The 20,667-nt window shown below is 63.3% G+C and carries 15 protein-coding genes; 11 read left to right on the plus strand and 4 right to left on the minus strand.

Annotation, left to right across the window (positions count from 1 at the left end):
- Nucleotides 1-170: 170 nt before the first annotated feature.
- Genes araB through ACIQTW_RS08720 form a run of 4 tightly spaced genes read left to right on the plus strand, consistent with a single transcriptional unit; the run spans nucleotide 171 to nucleotide 5,094 of the window.
- Nucleotides 171-1,907: a ribulokinase gene (gene araB, locus ACIQTW_RS08705; RefSeq protein WP_402936072.1), complete on the plus strand. Its 1,737-nt coding sequence runs from the start codon at nucleotides 171-173 to the stop codon at nucleotides 1,905-1,907.
- Nucleotides 1,904-2,611 (plus strand): L-ribulose-5-phosphate 4-epimerase, encoded by a 708-nt coding sequence (locus tag ACIQTW_RS08710; RefSeq protein WP_402936074.1) that lies wholly within the window; start codon nucleotides 1,904-1,906, stop codon nucleotides 2,609-2,611. Before araB ends, ACIQTW_RS08710 begins: the two co-directional genes overlap by 4 nt.
- Nucleotides 2,612-2,671: 60 nt before the next feature.
- Complete coding sequence (gene araA / locus ACIQTW_RS08715; protein ID WP_402936076.1) at nucleotides 2,672-4,201, plus strand: L-arabinose isomerase; 1,530 nt, start codon at nucleotides 2,672-2,674, stop codon at nucleotides 4,199-4,201.
- Complete coding sequence (locus ACIQTW_RS08720; RefSeq protein WP_402936078.1) at nucleotides 4,198-5,094, plus strand: aldose 1-epimerase family protein; 897 nt, start codon at nucleotides 4,198-4,200, stop codon at nucleotides 5,092-5,094. Before araA ends, ACIQTW_RS08720 begins: the two co-directional genes overlap by 4 nt.
- A 79-nt stretch (nucleotides 5,095-5,173) precedes the next feature.
- Here ACIQTW_RS08720 and ACIQTW_RS08725 read toward each other — a convergent pair whose 3' ends face one another.
- Nucleotides 5,174-6,190 carry a LacI family DNA-binding transcriptional regulator gene (locus ACIQTW_RS08725; protein WP_402936080.1) on the minus strand — a complete coding sequence of 339 codons (1,017 nt, stop codon included), beginning with the start codon at nucleotides 6,188-6,190 and terminating at the stop codon, nucleotides 5,174-5,176.
- Between the two features lie 126 nt (nucleotides 6,191-6,316).
- Between ACIQTW_RS08725 and ACIQTW_RS08730 the strand changes: the two genes are divergently transcribed.
- From ACIQTW_RS08730 to ACIQTW_RS08755, 6 genes are all read left to right on the plus strand, one after another.
- Complete coding sequence (locus ACIQTW_RS08730; RefSeq protein WP_402936082.1) at nucleotides 6,317-6,724, plus strand: L-rhamnose mutarotase; 408 nt, start codon at nucleotides 6,317-6,319, stop codon at nucleotides 6,722-6,724.
- The gene (rhaI, locus tag ACIQTW_RS08735; protein WP_402936084.1) at nucleotides 6,721-7,887 is read left to right on the plus strand and encodes an L-rhamnose isomerase; all 1,167 of its coding nucleotides are present in this window, start codon (nucleotides 6,721-6,723) and stop codon (nucleotides 7,885-7,887) included. The genes ACIQTW_RS08730 and rhaI overlap by 4 nt, the downstream gene beginning before the upstream one ends.
- Before the next feature lie 2 nt (nucleotides 7,888-7,889).
- Nucleotides 7,890-9,941: a bifunctional aldolase/short-chain dehydrogenase gene (locus tag ACIQTW_RS08740; protein ID WP_402936086.1), complete on the plus strand. Its 2,052-nt coding sequence runs from the start codon at nucleotides 7,890-7,892 to the stop codon at nucleotides 9,939-9,941.
- Nucleotides 9,942-9,950: 9 nt separating this feature from the next.
- Nucleotides 9,951-11,468 (plus strand): rhamnulokinase family protein, encoded by a 1,518-nt coding sequence (locus ACIQTW_RS08745; protein WP_402936088.1) that lies wholly within the window; start codon nucleotides 9,951-9,953, stop codon nucleotides 11,466-11,468.
- A 151-nt stretch (nucleotides 11,469-11,619) separates the two neighbouring features.
- Nucleotides 11,620-12,051: an aspartate 1-decarboxylase gene (panD, locus tag ACIQTW_RS08750; RefSeq protein WP_026267226.1), complete on the plus strand. Its 432-nt coding sequence runs from the start codon at nucleotides 11,620-11,622 to the stop codon at nucleotides 12,049-12,051.
- A gap of 162 nt (nucleotides 12,052-12,213) precedes the next feature.
- The gene (locus ACIQTW_RS08755; RefSeq protein WP_402936090.1) at nucleotides 12,214-13,140 is read left to right on the plus strand and encodes an AEC family transporter; all 927 of its coding nucleotides are present in this window, start codon (nucleotides 12,214-12,216) and stop codon (nucleotides 13,138-13,140) included.
- Between the two features lie 79 nt (nucleotides 13,141-13,219).
- Here ACIQTW_RS08755 and ACIQTW_RS08760 read toward each other — a convergent pair whose 3' ends face one another.
- The 3 genes from ACIQTW_RS08760 to ACIQTW_RS08770 form a co-directional block, all read right to left on the minus strand.
- Nucleotides 13,220-15,856 (minus strand): trehalase-like domain-containing protein, encoded by a 2,637-nt coding sequence (locus tag ACIQTW_RS08760; RefSeq protein ID WP_402936092.1) that lies wholly within the window; start codon nucleotides 15,854-15,856, stop codon nucleotides 13,220-13,222.
- Nucleotides 15,857-16,010: 154 nt separating this feature from the next.
- The gene (locus ACIQTW_RS08765) at nucleotides 16,011-17,372 is read right to left on the minus strand and encodes an aspartate aminotransferase family protein (RefSeq protein WP_402936094.1); all 1,362 of its coding nucleotides are present in this window, start codon (nucleotides 17,370-17,372) and stop codon (nucleotides 16,011-16,013) included.
- Between the two features lie 26 nt (nucleotides 17,373-17,398).
- A complete protein-coding gene (locus tag ACIQTW_RS08770; protein WP_402936096.1) occupies nucleotides 17,399-18,886 on the minus strand; it encodes a CoA-acylating methylmalonate-semialdehyde dehydrogenase in 1,488 nt (495 codons plus the stop codon).
- Between the two features lie 113 nt (nucleotides 18,887-18,999).
- Between ACIQTW_RS08770 and ACIQTW_RS08775 the strand changes: the two genes are divergently transcribed.
- Nucleotides 19,000-20,652 (plus strand): PucR family transcriptional regulator, encoded by a 1,653-nt coding sequence (locus ACIQTW_RS08775; RefSeq protein WP_402936098.1) that lies wholly within the window; start codon nucleotides 19,000-19,002, stop codon nucleotides 20,650-20,652.
- The last annotated feature ends 15 nt before the right edge of the window (nucleotides 20,653-20,667 follow it).

Genomic DNA, 20,667 nt, shown 5'->3' on the forward strand with positions numbered 1-20,667 from the left:
TGCTGCTACCTACTTGGGTACACCGGGGACTGACCTCCGCCATGAGCACCCGTTCCGAGGGGCTTCCTCTTGACATCAAAGTTGTGAGCGCTAACAATTGCATCAGACCTTCTTTAGTTTTCCACCCCGACCCCCGGCAATGAGGCCTTGGCCAGCCGGATGGAGACCCCATGAATACCTTTGAAAACCTCCCGCTGGACGAGCAGTTCGTCATCGGCGTGGACTATGGCACTTTGTCCGGCCGCGCCGTCGTCGTGCGCGTTTCGGACGGAGCCGAACTCGGCAGCGGCGTGTTCGAGTATCCGCACGCCGTCGTGACGGAAAAGCTCCCGGGCACCGGCCAGCGGCTCCCCGCGGACTGGGCTCTCCAGGTGCCCAATGACTACCGCGAGGTCCTGCGCAATGCTGTACCGGCCGCCGTCGCCGATGCCGGAATCAACCCGGAAAACGTGGTAGGTATCGCCACCGACTTCACCGCTTGCACCATGGTTCCGACGACGGCGGACGGCACGCCCCTGAACGAACTGGAACGCTTCGCTGACCGGCCGCACGCCTTCGTCAAACTTTGGCGCCACCACGCGGCCCAGCCTCAGGCGGACCGCATCAACCATCTCGCTGAAGAACGTGGCGAGTCCTGGCTTCCCCGTTACGGCGGGCTGATTTCCTCTGAGTGGGAATTCGCGAAGGGGTTGCAACTCCTCGAAGAAGATCCTGAAGTCTACGGAGCCATGGACCACTGGGTTGAGGCCGCGGACTGGATCGTCTGGCAGCTTTGCGGCAGTTACGTGCGCAACGCCTGCACCGCTGGATACAAAGGCATCTACCAGGATGGAAGGTACCCGTCCCAGGACTTCCTTGCCGCACTGAACCCTGATTTCAAGGACTTCGTCAGCAGCAAACTCGAACACACCATCGGCCGTTTGGGCGACGCCGCCGGTTACCTCACTGAAGAAGCCGCGGCTTGGACCGGGCTTCCGGCAGGAATCGCCGTAGCTGTAGGAAACGTGGACGCCCACGTCAGCGCGCCGGCTGCGAACGCCGTTGAACCAGGACAGCTCGTAGCGATCATGGGCACTTCCACCTGCCACGTAATGAACGGGGACGTCCTCCGCGAAGTCCCCGGCATGTGCGGGGTAGTCGACGGCGGCATCGTGGATGGTCTGTGGGGTTACGAAGCAGGCCAGTCCGGTGTAGGCGACATTTTCGGTTGGTTCACCAAGAACGGAGTCCCGCCGGAATATCACCAGGCCGCCAAAGACAAAGGTCTGGGCATCCACGAATACCTCACCGAACTCGCAGAAAAGCAGGCAATAGGCGAGCATGGACTGATCGCCTTGGATTGGCACTCGGGCAACCGTTCGGTACTGGTTGACCACGAACTTTCCGGCGTGGTGGTGGGCCAGACCTTGGCTACCAAGCCCGAAGACACGTACCGGGCACTGCTGGAAGCCACCGCTTTCGGAACCCGCACCATCGTGGACGCATTCCGCGATTCGGGTGTTCCAGTCAAAGAATTCATAGTTGCCGGCGGGCTGCTGAAGAACAAGTTCCTGATGCAGGTCTACGCCGACATCACCGGCCTGCAGCTCTCCACTATCGGATCCGAGCAGGGTCCTGCCTTGGGCTCCGCAATCCACGCCGCTGTTGCTGCCGGAAAGTACAAGGACATCCGTGAAGCCGCCGCCGCCATGGCAACTGCTCCCGGCGCCGTCTACACTCCCATCCCCGAAAACGTGGCCGCCTACGAGGTCCTGTTCCAGGAATACAAGGCTCTGCACGACTACTTCGGCCGCGGTACCAACAACGTCATGCACCGCCTCAAGGCCATCCAGCGCGCAGCTATCGAAGGTTCAGGGCAACAAGGTTCAGACACCCAGTCCAGCACCCTGGAAGGGGCCACGGCATGAGCACCCTTCTGGAAACCATCGCGAGGGTGCGCAAGGAAGTCTGCGAGCTGCACGCCGAACTGACCAGGTACGAACTTGTGGTTTGGACCGCGGGCAACGTTTCGGGCCGGATCCCGGGCTATGACCTCATGGTCATCAAGCCCTCCGGCGTCTCCTATGACAACCTGACACCCGAGCTCATGGTTGTCACCGACCTTTACGGCACACCCGTCCGAGGCATCAACACAGGAAGCGCCGGGACCGTGGACTGGGGCAACCCGGATCTCTCACCGTCATCGGATACCGCCGCGCATGCGTACGTCTACCGCCACATGCCGGAGGTGGGCGGCGTGGTCCACACGCACTCCACCTATGCCACGGCCTGGGCTGCCCGCGGTGAAGAAATCCCCTGCGTGCTGACCATGATGGGCGACGAATTCGGCGGGCCCATTCCGGTGGGACCGTTCGCTTTGATCGGCGACGATTCCATCGGGCAAGGGATTGTGGAGACGCTCAAGAACTCCAACTCCCCCGCGGTGCTCATGCAGAACCATGGCCCCTTCACCATCGGCAAGTCCGCCCGCGACGCCGTCAAGGCTGCGGTCATGTGCGAGGAAGTGGCCAGGACGGTCCACATTTCCCGTCAACTCGGCGAGCCGCTGCCCATCGACCAAACCAAGATCGAGTCCCTCTACCACCGGTACCAGAACGTTTACGGCCGTTAAGGCGCGGCCGCCTACTGCGTCGTAGAAACCATTCGGACCACCACACTCCAGGAGCACCTCATGCCCGTCAATACGTCCGCCAACAGCACTTCCCTCGATCAGTACGAGGTCTGGTTCCTCACGGGCAGCCAGCACCTCTACGGTGAGGACGTCCTCAAGCAGGTCGCAGCGCAGTCGCAGGAGATTGCCAACGTCCTCAACGCCAACAGCAACGTTCCGGTCAAGCTCGTCTGGAAGCCTGTCCTCACCGATTCCGACGCCATCCGTCGCACAGCGCTGGAAGCAAACTCGGACGATTCCGTCATCGGCGTCACCGCGTGGATGCACACGTTCAGTCCCGCCAAGATGTGGATCCAAGGCCTGGATGCCCTGCGCAAGCCCTTGCTTCACTTGCACACGCAGGCTAACCGGGACCTTCCATGGGCTGACATCGATTTCGACTTCATGAATCTCAACCAGGCTGCCCACGGCGACCGCGAATTCGGCTATATCCAATCGCGCCTCGGCGTGCCGCGGAAGACCGTCGTCGGGCATGTCAGCAACCCAGAGGTTGCCCGACAAGTTGGCGCCTGGCAGCGCGCTTCGGCCGGTTGGGCCGCCGTGCGCACGCTGAAGTTGACCCGTTTCGGCGACAACATGCGCAACGTAGCTGTCACGGAAGGCGACAAGACTGAAGCCGAGCTCCGCTTCGGCGTTTCCGTCAACACGTGGTCCGTCAACGAGCTCGCCGACGCCGTACATGGCGCCGCAGAGTCCGACGTCGATGCCTTGGCTGCGGAATACGAGCGCCTGTACGAAGTGGTTGACGAACTCAAAGCAGCCGGCGACCGTCACGAGTCGCTGCGCTACAGCGCCAGGATCGAGCTGGGTCTCCGCAGCTTCCTGGAAGCAAACGGTTCCGCAGCTTTCACGACGTCGTTCGAGGACCTGGGCGCGCTGCGTCAACTGCCGGGAATGGCCGTTCAGCGCCTCATGGCCGACGGGTACGGTTTCGGCGCCGAGGGCGACTGGAAGACCGCGATCCTGGTCCGCGCCGCCAAGGTGATGGGTGGCGACCTGCCCGGCGGTGCCTCGCTCATGGAGGACTACACCTACCACCTTGAGCCGGGCTCGGAGAAGATCCTGGGTGCGCACATGCTGGAGGTCTGCCCGTCGCTCACCGCCAAGAAGCCCCGGGTCGAGATCCACCCACTGGGTATTGGCGGCAAGGAAGACCCCGTTCGTATGGTCTTCGACACCGACGCCGGCCCCGGCATCGTGGTGGCGCTGTCCGATATGCGCGATCGGTTCCGCTTGGTGGCCAACGTGGTGGACGTCGTCGACCTCGACCAGCCGCTCCCCAACCTGCCCGTAGCCCGCGCACTCTGGGAGCCCAAGCCCAACTTCGCTACCTCTGCCGCCGCGTGGCTCACCGCGGGCGCCGCGCACCACACGGTATTGTCCACGCAGGTGGGCCTGGACGTGTTCGAGGACTTCGCCGAAATCGCCAAGACAGAGCTCCTCACCATCGACGAAGGCACCACCATCAAACAGTTCAAGAAAGAGCTCGCCTGGAACGCCGCCTACTACAAGCTGGCCGGCGGCTTGTGAGCACCGAATTCACGCTGAGCGCGGGCGGCTACACGGCAGTTGTTACCGCCCGCGCGGCTGCGCTGCGCGTCCTGCAGTTTGAAGGCCGGGACCTCGTTGTCCCGTTTCCCGAGGGCGGTCCGATCCCGGACTACCGTGGCGTGATTGCCGCGCCGTGGCCGAACCGGATCGCGGACGGTACATACAGCTTCGACGGCGCCGAGCACCACGTGGCGATGAACGAACCGGAGCGGGCTACTGCGCTTCACGGGCTTGCGTTCCCGCGCGATTGGGCCCTGAAAGAGTCCGACGCCGGGTCGCTGACCTTGACCTGCACGGTAGGACCCACGGCTGGATACCCGTTCGTGCTGGAGCTGTCGGCCCGATTCATGCTGGACGATGCCGGACTTCATACGTCCGTCACGGCAGTCAATGCGGCGGACGTCGCCGCCCCTTACGGCGTTTGCCCGCACCCTTACCTTGTGGCGGGTACGTCACCGCTGGATGAGTGGATTCTCGAGTTCGCCGCCGACTCTTTCCTGGAGGTCACGCCGGACCGGCTTCTGCCCGTGGGTGTCGTGGGGTTGGAAGGTCACGGGTTCGACTTCCGTGCGCCGCGGGCCATTGGCAACACGGAAATCGACCACGCTTTCACGGGAATCGCGTTCGACGGCGGGCTGGCGCGGCTGTCGCTACGCGACCCGGCGGGCACCGGCGTCGGGATGTCCTGGGACGAAAGCTGCCCTTGGCTGCAAATCCATACGGCAGACAAGCCCGCGCCCGCTCCGAACCGAATCGGCTTGGCCGTGGAGCCCATGACGTGCCCGCCGGATGCCTTCAACAGCGGCACGGATCTGATCCGGCTGGAACCCGGCGCCCAACACACGGCGTCCTGGAGCATCTACGCCCTGTAGAAACCCAACTGGGTAGCAGATCGCGTCATTATGCGCGCTGGAAACGGCGCGATCTGCTACCTACTTGGGTGCGCCGGGGTTAGCTACCTGCGCCCGCAGTGCTTTGGCGGACCACCAACTCGGGGGTGAACACCACGGACCGGTGTTTGGATCCACCGCTTTCCTGCTCCTCCGCGAGCAGCTCGATCGCCGTCCGGCCAAGCTCCTCAGTAGGCTGGCGGATGGACGACAACGGCACCACTGCCGAGATGGCGAAATCAATGTCGTCGTACCCAATCAGGGCGATGTCCTCCGGAATACGAACGGTCCGCAGCATCGTCAGGGACTGCATCACTCCGAGGGCCAGGAGATCGTTGGAGCAAAAGACCGCTTCGGGCCGCTCTTCCGGGGAGCGTTCCACCAAGCTGTTGCCGACTTTTCGGCCTGTCAGGACGGTCTGCCCTTCGGAGTCGAGCACCTCGATGCTGGCATCCGATACTTCACCTACAGCACGCTGCGCGCCCTTGAGTCGGCTGGCCACCTGACGGATGGAGGGCGTGCCAACAAAGGCCAGACGACGGCGGCCCAAGTCCAGCAGGTGCTTGGCGGCCAGGTAGCCGCCTTCCTGGTCATCCACGGAGACTGAGCTGCAGCGCTCGGTGTCCGCGAGTTCGTCCACAAGGACGGTGGGGACCCCCCGTTCGCGCAGGGTATCGATCCGCTGCCCCACGTCGCCGACCGGCGAAATCAGCAGGCCTTGGACACGCTGCTCTTGGAACAAGTCCATATAGTGGGCTTCGCGCGAAGCATCCTGGCCGCTATCCCCCACCAGCACCACGCTGCCCAAGGCCGCCGCCGCATCTTCCGCCGCGCGAGCCACAGAGGAGAAGAAGGGGTTTCCAACGTCGAGCACGATCAAGCCAATGGTCCGGCTCTGGCCGGCGCGGAGCTGGCGCGCGGCGTCGTTGCGGACAAAGCCAAGTTCAGCAATGGATTTCAGGACCCGTTCCTTGGTCTTCCGGGAAACCCGGTCCGGATAATTCAGCACATTGGAAACAGTTCCCACTGCTACCTGGGCGTGGGTGGCAACGTCTTTGATGCTCGCTGTCTGGGACATGCTTTCCGATCTCCGCTGGCTGACGTCAATGTGCTGGAAACGCCTTGACACCCTCCCGTTTACGAGGGTAATTTGAATCGTAACAAATGAAACGATTCAAAGACGAGTGACCCTGGAGATCCGCACATGAGGGTTTGTTTCCGCTCTTCAGTCCAGCCAGAACTGATGGCCGAGTACAAGCAACGCCACGCAGCCGTATGGCCGGAGATGTTGTCAGCACTGAAGAACGCCGGGTGGAACAACTACTCACTGTTCCTCGCGCCGGACGGCCAATTGATCGGCTATCTGGAATGCGAAGACTTTGAGGCAGCCCAGGCCCGCATGGCTGTGACAGAGGTAAATGCCCGCTGGCAAGCCGAGATGGCCACACTTTTCGCGAACAGCGACTTACCTCCCGACCAAGGCTTTGAAGTCGTCGAAGAAGTTTTCAACCTCGAAGACCAGCTTGACGCTGCCGGCGTCGTCACAGAGGCCCCCGGCACCGCACACATAGATAAAGACTCCGCCCACGAATACCAGAAGGAACAAGCATGAACACCACAGAATCGGCCCTGGGCCGTCTAGGGGAACTGGCCATTGAAGTGCCGTCCTGGGCCTACGGAAATTCCGGGACCCGGTTCAAGGTCTTCGGCACTCCGGGTACTCCGCGCACCGTTCAGGAAAAGATCGCCGACGCCGCCAAGGTCCACGAGCTGACGGGCCTGGCCCCCACCGTGGCGCTGCACATTCCGTGGGACAAGGTGGATGACTACGCCGCCTTGCGCGAGTACGCCGCCGGCTTGGGCGTTGGGCTGGGCACGATTAACTCCAACACTTTCCAGGATGACGAGTACAAGTTCGGCTCCCTGACCTCGTCCAACGAGTCCGTGCGCCGTCGCGCAATCGACCACCACCTCGAGTGCATCGAGATCATGCACGCCACTGGTTCCAAGGACCTGAAGATCTGGCTCGCAGACGGCACCAACTACCCGGGCCAGGATGACATCCGAGGCCGCCAGGACCGCCTGGCGGAGTCCCTGCAGGAAATCTACGCAGGCCTCGGCGACGAGCAGCGACTGGTACTGGAGTACAAGTTCTTCGAGCCCGCTTTCTACCACACCGATGTTCCGGACTGGGGCACTTCCTACGCGCAGACCCTTGCCCTGGGCGAAAAGGCTTTCGTCTGCCTGGACACCGGCCACCACGCTCCGGGGACCAACATCGAGTTCATCGTGATGCAGCTCCTGCGTCTGGGCAAGCTGGGTTCCTTCGACTTCAACTCCCGCTTCTACGCGGACGACGACCTGATTGTCGGCGCGGCTGATCCGTTCCAGTTGTTCCGCATCATGCACGAGGTCATTCGCGGTGGCGGCTTTGGCAAGGGCTCCGGTGTCGCGCTGATGCTGGACCAGTGCCACAACCTGGAAGAGAAGATTCCGGGCCAGATCCGCTCGGTGCTCAACGTTCAGGAAATGACGGCCCGTGCGCTGCTCGTGGACACCGCAGCGTTGTCCGAAGCCCAGCGTGCCGGCGATGTGCTGGCCGCGAACGGCATCTTCAACGATGCCTTTTACACCGATGTCCGACCTGCTTTGGCCGAGTGGCGCGAATCCCGCGGCCTCCCCGCCGATCCGATGGCCGCCTACAAGGCCAGCGGTTACCAGAAGAAGATCAACGAGGACCGCGCAGGCGGCCAGCAAGCCGGATGGGGCGCATAAGCATGACCATGCAGAACACAGCCAACAAGACTGTTGAAGACCTGATCTCCCGTTCCAACCGCCTCGGTGCAGACAAACGGAATACCAACTTCGCCGGCGGCAATACCTCCGCCAAGGGCGTTGAAAAGGATCCCGTCACCGGCCAGGACGTGGAGCTCCTCTGGGTCAAGGGCTCCGGCGGCGACCTCGGCACACTGAAGGCTGAGAACCTTGCAGTTCTCCGGCTGGACCGGCTGCAGGCACTCAAGTCCGTTTACCCCGGCGTCGAGCGTGAAGACGAAATGGTGGCCGCCTTCGATTACTGCCTGCACGGCAAGGGCGGCGCAGCACCGTCAATCGATACCGCCATGCACGGCCTGGTGGACGCCGCGCACGTTGACCACCTGCACCCGGACTCAGGTATTGCAATCGCTACCGCAGTGGACGGCGAGGCGCTGACGTCCAAGGTGTTCGGCGACAAGGTTGTTTGGGTGCCTTGGCGCCGCCCTGGCTTCCAGCTGGGCTTGGACATCGCCGCGATCAAGGAAGCCAACCCCCAGGCCATCGGCACCATCCTGGGCGGCCACGGCATCACCGCGTGGGGCGCCACCAGCGAAGAGGCTGAGGCCAACTCGCTATGGATCATCGATCAGGCCGAGAACTACATCAACGAAAACGGCAAAGCCGAGCCCTTCGGCGCTCAGCTCCCCGGATACGGCGCCCTCCCTGAAGCTGAGCGCAAAGCCAGGGCTGCCGCCCTGGCACCGGTGATCCGCGGCCTGGCTTCCACGGACAAGCCGCAGCTGGGGCACTTCAGCGATGACGCCGTCGTGCTTGAATTCCTCGCTGCGGAAGAGCACCCGCGTCTCGGTGCGCTGGGAACGTCCTGCCCGGACCATTTCCTGCGCACCAAGGTCAAGCCGCTGGTCCTGGACCTCCCGGCCGACGCCCCGCTGGAACAAGCAGTCAACCGGCTGAAGGAACTTCACGCCGCCTACCGCGAGGATTACCAGGCGTACTACGACCGCCATTCCGACGAAAACAGCCCCGCCATGCGCGGCGCTGACCCGGCAATCGTGCTGATTCCCGGCGTTGGCATGTTCTCCTTCGGCAAGGACAAGCAAACCGCACGCGTGGCGGGCGAGTTCTACATCAACGCCATCAACGTGATGCGCGGCGCCGAGGCCATCTCCACCTACGCCCCGATCGAGGAATCCGAAAAGTTCCGCATCGAGTACTGGGCGCTGGAAGAAGCCAAGCTCGCCCGCATGCCTAAGCCGAAGTCCCACGCCACGCGCATCGCGTTGGTGACCGGTGCGGCGTCGGGCATCGGCAAGGCGATCGCCACCCGTTTGGCGTCCGACGGCGCGTGCGTAGTGATTGCCGACCTGAACCTTGAGAACGCACAAATGGTTGCCGAGGAACTGGGCGGTTCCGATGTCGCCATCGGCGTCCAGGCTGACGTGACCGACGAAGCCCAGATCGCCGCTGCGATCCAGGAAGCCGTGCTCGCGTTCGGCGGCCTGGACCTGGTGGTCAACAACGCCGGCCTGTCCATCTCCAAACCGCTGCTGGAAACAACGGAGAAGGACTGGGACCTCCAGCACAACGTCATGGCCAAGGGCTCGTTCCTGGTCTCCAAGGCCGCGGCCAAGGTGATGATCGATCAGGGCCTGGGCGGGGACATCGTTTACATCTCCTCCAAGAACTCGGTGTTCGCGGGCCCGAACAACATCGCGTACTCGGCCACCAAGGCTGACCAGGCCCACCAGGTCCGCCTGCTCGCCGCCGAACTGGGCGAGTACGGTGTCCGCGTCAACGGCATCAACCCCGACGGCGTGGTCCGAGGCTCCGGTATCTTCGCCGGCGGCTGGGGCGCCAAGCGCGCAGCGGTGTATGGCGTGGACGAGCAGGAACTGGGCAAGTACTACGCCCAGCGCACGCTCCTCAAGCGCGAAGTCCTCCCGGAGCACGTGGCCAACGCTGCGGCAGTGCTCACCAGCAACGAGCTGTCCCACACCACCGGCCTCCACATCCCCGTGGACGCCGGCGTCGCGGCAGCATTCCTCCGCTAGGACTGACGGTTGAACAACGGAACCACTGCGGGCACCGCTCCGGCACAAGCCGGGGCGGTGTCCTCGCCCAACGTGTTCGCCGCAGTCGACATCGGCGCCTCCTCCGGCCGTGTCATGCTGGGCCGCGTTTCCACCGCGTCCGGGGTGTCCCTCGAGACCATTCATCGTTTCCCCAATGGTGTTGTAAACCTCGACGGCGGCCTCCGCTGGGATTTCGACGCCCTGTTCGCTGAGGTACTCAAGGGCCTGGCAGCTGCCGCTGCCGTGGCGCGTGAGAACGGCGAGCGGATTGTCAGCATTGGCATTGACACGTGGGCGGTCGACTACGGCCTCGTGGACAAAGCCGGCGCGCTCACCGCGCAGCCGTATAGCTACCGGGACGAGCGCAGCCGCGCCACCGTAGAGCGGGTCCATGCGATCATTTCGCCGGAGAAGTTGTATGCCACTACCGGCTTGCAGTACTTGCAGTTCAACACGGTGTACCAGCTGGCAGCAGAGCCGAACCTGGACGGGGTGCAGGCACTCCTGATCCCGGACCTGATCGCCTTCCTCCTCACGGGTGAGCGCCGGACCGAAGCCACGAACGCTTCCACCACCGGGCTTTTCGACGCCGTTTCGGGCGCGTGGGCTACGGAATTCCTGGATGCTCTGGGACTGCCGAGGAACATTTTCCCGCCGCTCATCCAGCCCGGCGAAACCGTGGGCACGCTGCTGCCATCGGTAATCGGGCAAACGGGACTGCCCGTCGACACCACCGTTGTGGCTGTCGGTTCGCATGACACCGCTTCCGCCGTGGCCGCAGTACCCGCAGAGACTTTGGGTACAAACGGGCCAGCAGATTTTGCCTATATTTCGTCCGGGACCTGGTCCTTGGTGGGCGTGGAGTTGGACGCCCCGGTGCTCACCGAAGCGAGCCGCAAGGCCAACTTCACCAACGAACGCGGCGTGGACGGCACTATCCGCTACCTGCGCAATGTCGGTGGCCTGTGGTTGCTGAGTGAGTGCCAGCGCTCTTGGGCTGCCCAGGGATTCAGCCAGTCGCTGCCGGCCCTGCTCGACTCCGCTGCTGCGCTTCCTGCTGGCGGTCCGCAGATCAACGCCGACGACCCCGCCTTCACGGCGCCCGACAACATGCCGGACCGAATCCGCGCAGCCGTGCGCAACACAGGCGCGGTGCTCCCGGACCGGCCTGCCGCCGTCGTGCGTTGCATCATGGATAGCCTCGCGGCCGGATATGCGCGCACCTTGGCCGACGCCGAGCGGCTCACCGGCCGCAGCACCAGCGTGGTGCACATCGTGGGCGGTGGTTCGCAGAACCGGCTTCTGTGCCAACTCACGGCGGATGCCACCGGCAAGCCCGTGATCGCCGGCCCGGTTGAGGCAACCGCCCAAGGCAATGTCCTGGTCCAGGCACGCGCAGCCGGGGTGGTGGCGGGCGATCTGGCCGAGATGCGTGCGCTGGTGGTGGCGGGAACCGCACTGGAACGCTACGAGCCGACGACCGCCCTGCAGTCCATCCGTTCGTGACCCTGTTTGCACGGGAAAAGGCCGCGAAGCAACCGAGTGAGGTTGATTCGCGGCCATCCTGGCTTCAAAGGAAGTCAGGAAGCCACATGCTCCTCTGGAGTCTGGTACGTCACAGCGCCGGGTGAGGGTGCCGCGCTAAACTGATCGCATTATGATCCGCACAATGTTCAAGTCCAAGATCCACCGTGCAACGGTGACCCATGCTGACCTTCACTACGTCGGTTCGGTCACTGTCGACCTGGACCTCCTGGATGCGGCCGACATCCTTCCCGGTGAGCTGGTCTCCATTGTGGACGTCACCAACGGCGCCCGCTTGGAAACCTACACAATTGCGGGTGAGCGCGGTTCCGGCGTGATCGGGATCAACGGCGCGGCAGCCCACATGGTCCACGTTGGCGACACCGTCATCCTCATCACTTACGCGGAGATGACTACGGAAGAGGCACGGGCCTACGAGCCCCGGGTTGTCCACGTGGGCAAGGACAACAAGATCCTGCAGCTCGGCAACGACCCCGCCGAGGGCCACACCCCCGGGCTCATGCGCCCGCCCCACGCGCTCAGTAACGCAGCGCACCTCAGCTAAGGCTCCACAACAACGTTCGACGTCGGCACTCGGGTGAGTGCCGACGTCGAACGCGTTTCCCTGGTCCGCATGACGGAACTCTCGCGAGAAAGCGCTTACTCAGATCGCGTTTGTGGCTAAGCTGTCATTCGTGACCCAATCAGCCTTCGCCCGCACAGCCCCATGATCGGCGTCCTGTCCGGATTCTTCGTGGTGTGGGCCATCATCCTGGTGGGCATGTTTGTTGGACGGCGGAATATCCTGGGCGAGAACGCCCGGTCGGTGCTGAGCTCACTGACATTCTTCGTGGCCAGCCCTGCTTTGCTGTTCGAGACCCTGAGCAAAGCCAAACTTCAAGACGTTTTCGCTGCTCCCCTATTGGTCGCTGCCGTGGGCGCCGTAGTAACGGGCCTGCTGTTTTTCCTGATCGTGAAGTTCTGGCTCAAGCGCAGCTTGCCGGAATCCTTAATGTCATCCATGAGCGCCTCGCTAGCCAACTCCGCCAACCTCGGCATCCCTATTGCTGTGTTCGTCCTGGGCGACGCCAGCTATGTGGCGCCGCTGCTGATTTTCCAGTTGGCCTTCTTCACGCCGATGTACCTGATGGCCCTCGACGCCAGCACCAGCACGCACCGCACCACTTTTCTTCGGTTCATGGTGATGATCGTCAAGAACCCCATGATCGTGGGCTCGGCGCTGGGACTTCTGGTTGCGGGCACCGGCTTCCAGGTGCCAACGCTGATCATGGAGCCGATCCACCTCATTGGCGGTGCCGCGATTCCGGCCATGCTGATGTCCTTCGGCATGAGCCTGAACGGATCAAAACCACTGCAAAAAGCCGCGGGCCGCAGGTTGGATACCTTGCTGGCCAGCGGGTTCAAGCTGGTTGTCCACCCGTTGATCGCCTACCTGTTCGCGCGCTTCGCACTAGGCATGGATGGGCACGCGCTATTCGCCGTGGTGGTGACATCCGCCCTACCCACAGCCCAGAACGTGTTCGTGGCGGCGAACCGCTACCAAGCGGGAATCACCGTGGCCAAGGACACCGTGCTCATCACCACCATCGTGGCGGTGCCGGCCATGATCGCCGTGGCGCTGCTCCTCGCCTAACCGCACCACTTCCCCCAAGTAGGTCGCAGATCAGGCCGTTTAGCGACGTCAGAACGGCCTGATCTGCGACTTACTTGGGTTACTCCACGTCCGCGCTGGCCAAGTAGTAGTCCAGGAGCTGCGCGCAGCGAATGAAGCCCAGGTGCGAGTACGCCTGGGGATGGTTGCCCAAGTGCGTTTCCGTGCCGGGGTCATACTCCTCCGGAAGCAAGCCCGTGGGTCCGAACAACGCCACCAACTGATTGAACAGCTCCAGGGCATCATCCAAGCGGCCAACGGCAAGGTACGCCTCGATCAGCCAAGTGGTGCAGATGTGGAAGCCGCCCTCCAAACCAGGCAGCCCGTCGTCATACCTGTACCGGAAAACGGTGGGCCCCACCCGCAACTCGCGTTCAACGGCTGTGACAGTGTCCAGGAACCGCTGGTCCTGGACATCCAGCAAGCCGGAAAGTCCTATGTGAAGCACGGCGGCGTCCAGGTCAGGGCTGTCGTAAGCCACTGTGTAGGACATTGCAGACGAATCCCAGCCCTCGCGCAGGACTTCCTCGCGGATGGTTTCGGCAGTGGGAGCCCAATCAGCGTGGGGTGGGCGCCCGTGCAAAGCGGCAGCCCGGAGGGCCCTGTCCAGCGTGACCCAACACATTACTTTGGTGTACACGTGGTGCCTCGGGGGCCTGCGGGCTTCCCAAATCCCGTGGTCGGGCTCGTGCCAACGGGCAAGCACCGCATGTGCCATCTGTTCCATCAGGAACCAGTGTTCATCGGGCAGGAATCCACGCCGCTCGGCAAGATCGTGGATCAGCTCGGCAATGGGCCCGAACACGTCCAACTGCACCTGATGATCTGCCGCGTTGCCGATCCGGACGGGTCGCGAACCCGCGTAACCGGGCAGGCTTTCCACGATTGCCTCCGTGGAGAGCGGTGCCCCGGTCACCGAATAGAGGGGATGCAGCCACTCGGGCCCCGGAGCATTCTTGAGGATCCGGTCCAGCCAGGCCAGGAACCCATCGGCTTCCAGGGTGGAGCCCAACGACACCAGCGCATTCACGGTCATTGATCCGTCACGCAGCCAGCAATACCGGTAATCCCAGTTGCGGGTCCCGCCAATGCCCTCAGGCAGCGATGTGGTGGGCGCGGCCAGGACTGCCCCGGTGGGCTCGTGGACGAGGGACTTCAGCACCAGAGCGGAGCGGCGCACCAGGGAAGTTTTGATGGTGGGCAGCTGCAGTGCCTTAATCCACTCCCGGGAAGACTGCCCGACGCCGGCGCGACGGTTCGGCTCCCCCGCTGGATCCGCGGGCGGCGGCTCAGTGTCACCGCAGCGCAGGTTCAGCACCACAGGACCATGGGAGAGGGGAACTTCAGCGGTGGCAGTAGCGTACTTGCCGTCGCTGGTGATCAGGAAAGGAACCCCTGGTGCGGAAAGGATGATGGGATCCGAAGTACCCATGATGTGGACTTCGTCGCCCCGGATCTCCATGCTGAAAGGCGCGTTGGCGTAGTCCGGTCGGGGCGCAAACACCACGCGGGCAGTGCCCGTCCCGGAGAGGACGCGCACCAGGCTGGTGATGCCCTCAGGTGCCGGCTCCAAGTAGTCAACCACCGTGACATCAGCCCAGCGCGTCTCAACAATCATGGTGTTATCCACGTATCGCTGCGCCAGTACCTGCGATGCTTTCACCGGCTCGATGCTGAAGTGGCCAGCAGGCTCACCCCCGAGAATGTGGGCGAATATCGACCCGGAGTCCGGCAAGGGGTGGCTCATCCAACAGACCTTCGCGTCCGGGGTGAGCAACGCCGTGGAGCTTCCATTGCCAATCATCGAATGCCGTTCCAGCCCCACCGCATCCTCGCCGAACAGCCACGCCCGCCGCAGTTCGAACAGCAAAGCCAGCACGTGCGCAAAGGATTCCGGATCCGGAATGGTGTGGGCCGCCGTCGTATCCCCCGGTCCCACATGCAGGCCAAGGTCTGGTCCGCGGAGCGTGGCGATCGCTTTTTCGTCGCTCTCGGCATCGCCGGCATACAGCGCAGCACTTACCCCAAGCCGTGCCCGGAGCTGCTCCAGCGCCTGGCCTTTGGCTGGTTCCTCCACGGTCAAATCCAGCACCGTTCCATCGATGATGAAATACAGCCCGAACTCGATGGCGATCTTCTGCGAAACGAAGATCACCCGCTCCACTACCTCGGGCGTCGCCGGCCGGGTGTGCACGGCAACCCCAACGGGCTTTCGGACAATACTGATGCCCTTCTCGAAAGCAACGGCTTCGGTCAGCGCCGTGGCCACGTGTTGAAGCAACTGCTCCGTCGCGAGCGACAGTGTGTAGGCGTAGCCCATGTCGAACTCCATGCCATGGGAACCCACCAGATGGACCTCGGCCGGGAGCCGGGAAACTGCTGCCAGATCCCGCAGTGAGCGTCCGGAGATGATGGCCGTGTGCGTGTTGGGCAAAGCGGCGAGCGCGCGGAGCGCCACGGCGGCGCTATCCAGTGGCAGTGTTTCCGTTGACACGCCCTCAGCGGAGCAGAGCGTTCCGCCATAGTTGCACGCCACCAGCAGGCCGGGAACCCTGGCCAGTGCCCTGAGCTCCGCGAATAGCTGCGGCGTGATGCCGTTCTCCACGTCAGACTGGAGGACAGAGCGAAGGAGGCCAAGCGGGAGCGATTTCATGAGCAGCGCCGAGTCGGCTACTGCCTGGTTCAGGTGCGTAGGCATGGCGAATCCTTCCGAAGCGGATAGCTACAGTTTCCGCCCGGACGGTTTCGCTTGACTACCTAGTAGATTGCAATTAAGTAAAGCTTTTCCTTGGATTTATGCGGCGAGGTCCCGCACTCGCTTTTCCGGAGCGAGGCGGGACCTGATGCAACCACTAAGCTGCGAACGTGTCCGCCATGTCCAGGACCTCGTCCAGAATGGCCAGGCCCGTCCGGGCATCCTCAACGCTGATATTGCACGGCGGAACCACATGGATACGGTTGAAGTTGGCGAACGGGATGAGTCCACGTGACTTGCAGGCTGCCACGAGTTGGTTCATCTCGGGGCTGGAAGAACCGTACGGAGCCAAGGGTTCGCGGGTGGCACGGTCCTTGACCAGCTCGATGGCCCAGAAGACACCCCGGCCCCGCACTTCGCCCACGGACTGGTGACGTTCGGCGAATCCGGCGAGCGCCGGCCCGATCACGTCAGTGCCGAGGCTCGCTGCGTGCTGCACCATGCCTTCGCGTTCCATGGCATTGATGGTGGCTACGGCGGCCGCCGTAGCCAGCGGGTGGCCGGAGTAGGTCAGTCCGCCCGGGTATGCGCGGGTACCAAAGGTAGCTGCGATTTCCGGACTAATTGCTACGCCACCGAGGGGTACGTAGCCGGAGTTCACGCCCTTTGCGAAGGTGAGCAGGTCCGGAACAACGTCAAAATGCTCGACGGCGAACCACTTGCCTGTGCGTCCGAAGCCAGCCATGACTTCGTCGGCAATCAAGACAATGCCGTGCTTGGTGCACAGTTCCCGCACTCCCTGCATGTATCCGGCCGGAGGAACGTAGATGCCCGCCGTTCCGGGGATGCTCTCCAGCATTATCGCAGCGATGCCGGACGGACCTTCGAACTCGATGAGCTGTTCCAAGTGTTCCAGCGCCCGCTGGGATTCCTCTGCTTCGGTGGTGGAGTGGAACGCCGTGCGGTAGAGATATGGCGGGAAGAAGTGGATGGTGCCTGCAGACCCGTTGTCGCTGGCCCACCTGCGTGGGTCGCCGGTGATGTTGACCGCCAGATGCGTTCCGCCATGGTAGGAGCGGTAGGCCGAAAGGACCTTATGGCGGCCGGTGTGCAGCCTCGCCATACGGACGGCGTGTTCGTTGGCATCTGCCCCGCCGTTGGTGAAGAAGATCTTGTTCAACTCCCCCGGGGTTCGCTCAGCGATCAGCCGCGCGGCTTCGGATCGGGCATCGTTGACATAGCTGGGAGCAATCGTGCACAGCTTTGCTGCCTGTGCCGCGATCGCCGCCACAACGGCAGGGTGCTGGTGTCCGATGTTGGTGTTGACCAGCTGGGAGGAGAAGTCCAGGTACTTGTTGCCCTCACCGTCCCAGAGGTGTGATCCCTCTGCTGCGCTGACGACCATGGGATCCAGCGTGTCCTGAGCGGACCAGGAGTGGAAGACGTGCTTGCGGTCCAATTCGTAGGCGCGTTGGGCTGCGTCGCGGTCCGTTTGTGTTGGTTCAAGGGTGGCGGTCATGTTGGTTGTCCTGACGTCGTCGGCGCTTAGGAGTTTTGCGGGAAGCCGAGGTTGATTCCGCCGTGGCTGGGATCCAGCCAGCGGGTGGTGACGGCTTTGCCTCGGGTGAAGAATCCGACACCTTCAGAACCGTGGGCATGGGTGTCTCCGAACAAGGAGTTCTTCCACCCGCCAAATGAGTAGTAGGCCATAGGCACCGGGACGGGGACGTTGATGCCCACCATTCCCACCTCAACCTCGTTCTCGAAGCGGCGGGCTGCACCGCCGTCGTTGGTGAAAATTGCGGTGCCGTTGCCGTACGGGTTGGCATTGATGGTGGCGAGGGCGTCGTCGTAGCTGTCCACCCGGACCACCGAGAGCACGGGTCCGAAAATTTCGTCCTGGTAGATGGACATATCGGTGGTGACGTGGTCGAACAGGGTTGGGCCTACGAAGAAGCCGTCACCTTCAGCATCGGGCACAACGCCGCGACCGTCGACGACGAGGGTGGCACCTGCCGCTTCACCGGCGTCGACGTATCCCGAAACCTTGTCCCTGTGCTGGGACGTCACCAGGGGGCCCATGTCGCAGCCGCGCAGTCCGTCGCCGGTGCGCAGGCTGCGGGCCCGATCCGCGATTTTATCCACCAGCACATCGGCGATGTCGCCGACGGCCAGGAGCGCCGAGACAGCCATGCAGCGTTCGCCGGCGGAACCAAAGCCGGCGTTGATGGCGGCGTCGGCAGCGAGGTCAAGATCGGCGTCGGGAAGGACAATCATGTGGTTCTTAGCGCCGCCCAGCGCCTGGACCCGCTTGCCGTGGGCAGTAGCGGTCTCGTAGACGTACTTGGCGATCGGGGTGGAGCCCACGAAGGATACGGCCTTGACGTCCGGGTGCGTCAGCAGGGTATCAACCGCCACCTTGTCACCGTGAAGGACGTTGAAGACGCCGTCGGGCAGGCCGGCTTCCTTCCAGAGCTCGGCAACCCAATTGACGGCCGTGGGATCCTTCTCACTTGGCTTGATGATGACGGTATTGCCTGCCGCGATCGCAATCGGGAAGAACCACATGGGAACCATTGCCGGGAAATTGAACGGGCTGATGATCGCCACAGGGCCCAGTGCCTGCCGGATGGAGTGGATGTCCACCTTGGTAGAGGCGTTCTCCGTATAGCTGCCCTTGAGCAGGTGCGGAATACCGCAAGCGAACTCCACTACTTCCTGTCCACGGGATACCTCGCCCAAGGCATCATCCAAGACCTTGCCGTGCTCGGAAGTGATGATCGCGGCGAGCTCGTCCTTGCGGGAGTTGAGGAGCTCACGGAAAGCGAATAGGACCTGGGTGCGGCGCGCCAGTGAAGTATCGCGCCATGCCGGGAACGCAGCTTTCGCGGAGGCGACGGCGGCATTGCCGTCCTCGACGCTGGCCAAAGCAACCTGCCCGGTCACCTTCCCGGTGGCCGGGTTCGTGACGGGAGCTGTGCGCTCGCCGGCGGGGACGTAGCTGCCGTTGATCCAGTGCTCGATGGTGTTCAAGAGTTCTCCTTGGTGCGGGTGGTTTCGAAGGTTGGAATCAGTCTGTCCGCCGTCGAGTCCGCACAGAAGGCCCTACGTGTAAAGGAATATTCGTCAAGCCTTACACTGTGTAAATGCTGCCTACCGTTAGCCATATCCTTCAGCTTCCTGTGCTGCGAGCCGCCGCCCCCAAGGTGCTCGGCGGCACGACAGGACTGGACGCGCCGGTTCGCTGGGTGCACGTCAGCGAGATCCTCGACGTCGGCAACCTGCTGTCGGGCGGGGAACTGGTTCTGACCACGGGCCTTGAGCTTGAGAAATCTCCGGAAGAATCGGCGTCGTTCATCCGCTCATTGGAGGCGGCAGGAGCCGCAGGATTGATCGTGGAGCTCGTCGGGCAGCGTCAACGCAGCCGAACGGCCTTGGAGAAAGCCGCCCGCACAGCAACATTGCCGGTAGTCGTTGTGGAACATCGGATGCGGTTCGTCCAGGTCACGGAGATCGTCCACAGGATGATCGTGGCCGAACAACTGGAGCGCGTCGAACGCGCGCGGGACGTGCATGAAGCATTCACCGTCCTCAGCTTGGAAAGCGCCGACACCCAACGCGTCGTGGAGCAAGCGGCCTCCATGATTGGGGCTTCAGTGGTGCTGGAGGACCTTTCACACCTGGTGCTTGCCTATGCGGGCCAGCACGTCTCCACCACGGATCTTCTGGACGACTGGGAGCGACGATCCAGGACCACGCCCTTCCCGGCACACACCGCACGGTCCGGACCAGAGCAATGGCTGCAGGCAGCAGTCGGGGTTCGGCAACAGGTCTGGGGCAGGCTGGTGGTCCCTACACCTTCCGCAGCTTTCGACGCCGATGAGGATATGGCGATCATGGTTCTTGAGCGGGCGGCCCAGACTCTGGCGATCAACCGCTTGGCCGACCGCGATCAACGCGAGCTCAGCCATCATGCACAGGCCGGGCTGTTGAACGCGCTCCGCCAGCCCCGTGGACTCAGCGAAGCCGAGGCACTGGCACGCGCGGGTTCCTTGGGCCTGAAACGCGCGCCTTACTACGTCCCGCTGGTTTTCAGGACCGCCCTCCAGGCTTGGGGTTCCCCGGTCCTGCCCGCGGACCCCTTCGCCGGGCAGCAGGACGAACGCGAACTTCTCGAGCGGCTGGCCAAGGCATTGAAGTCCAGCGCCGGCACAGCCTTGGCGGCAAGCATCCAATCCGGCTCGGTGGGGATGATCCTCGCCCTCCCCGCCCGCCAGCAAGAGGAGGCGACCCTGCAAATCCTGGCCGAGGCTGCCGCAGGACCTACGGTTGAAGCCAGCTCTGCGGTGCCCCCTGCCTGGATCATCGGGATAGGCCGCATGAAGGGAACGTTGCTGGAAGCCGCAGCGGGCATCGACGAAGCCGCCCATGTGGCCGAGAGCGCCGCCACGCTCCGTGAAGCGGGCAAGCCCTATTACCGAGCCACGGATGTGCGCCTTCGCGGACTCCTGTCCCTCCTGCGCAAGGATCCCCGCGTCCAACAATTCGTGGAGTCGGAGTTGTCTGCCGTTCTCCAAGCGGAAGCCGAGGGCAAAGGCGAATACCTGGAACTGCTGGGGCTTTACCTCGGGTCCGGTGGCAACAAAGCAGCCATGGCACGCAGCGGATACCTCAGCCGCCCCACCCTTTATGCCCGGCTCGCCAAACTGGAGGAACTGCTGGCCGTGGACCTGGACGACGCCGAGTCGCGCACCTCACTGCATGTGGCGCTTCTGGCGCACCTCATCCGGGGACAGTAACCAAGCGCCATTGGT

The organism is Paenarthrobacter sp. NPDC090517 (assembly GCF_044769165.1).
GTDB lineage: Bacteria > Actinomycetota > Actinomycetes > Actinomycetales > Micrococcaceae > Arthrobacter.